The following is a 691-nucleotide window of genomic DNA, read 5'->3' on the forward strand; positions in this document are numbered from 1 at the left end:
GCCGCTCAATGAAGGGGATGAAATCGAAGTAACCGTGACTTACGATAACGGCCAAAAGCAGAGCTTTAACGCGCCAGTGAAAAAAGTGATGGCAGGGATGAAACATACAGCCCACTAAAATCGAATTAGGCTCCTCATTAGGAGCCTTTGTTTTATTCGCTCTCTCGCAGCGCAATGGCGATTTTATTTAAAAATGTAAATCTGTGCTTTATGCCCCATACAATACACCTCCCTCTTCGCTATAACTCTATTTCCTTGTTTCCACATCTAACCCTGTTCCCGAGATAACTCTTTATGTTTCAAGCTCTCAAACGCGTTTTCAGTTTTTTGACTCAAACCAATCCAAATGTCGAGCAAGACGTGGACACCATTATTGCCGCAATTGGTGGCCTCGATAACGTGGTGGAAACCGGGGCGTGTGCAACGCGGCTAAGACTCACGCTGCGCTCTACTGCTGTCGTAGATAAAGAGGCTTTAAAGAAACATGGCGCTCATGGTGTTGTTGTGTTGGATGAACGTCATATCCAAATCATATACGGTTTGAAAGCCAACACGTATTCGCAGATCATGGAAGAACGAATGACAAGCTAGGCGCTCGTAGCAACTCTCCTAGCAAACTAAGCGGTGATTTTGCTACCCACAAATAAAAAGGGCAGCTATACTCTCCTCGTTTCATTAACCAAAGAATGAA

General features: G+C 44.6%; 1 protein-coding gene and 1 pseudogene. Both read left to right on the plus strand.

Annotated features, from left to right (window positions below):
• Window positions 1–118: pseudogene (locus tag R7Z50_RS27650) on the plus strand (copper chaperone PCu(A)C); the annotation flags it as partial.
• A 176-nt stretch (window positions 119–294) separates the two neighbouring features.
• Entirely contained in the window at window positions 295–591 is a 297-nt protein-coding gene (locus R7Z50_RS27655; protein ID WP_005480175.1) for a glucose PTS transporter subunit EIIB, read from the plus strand.
• Window positions 592–691 lie beyond the last annotated feature (100 nt).

This window comes from Vibrio sp. 1249-1 (assembly GCF_033340495.1).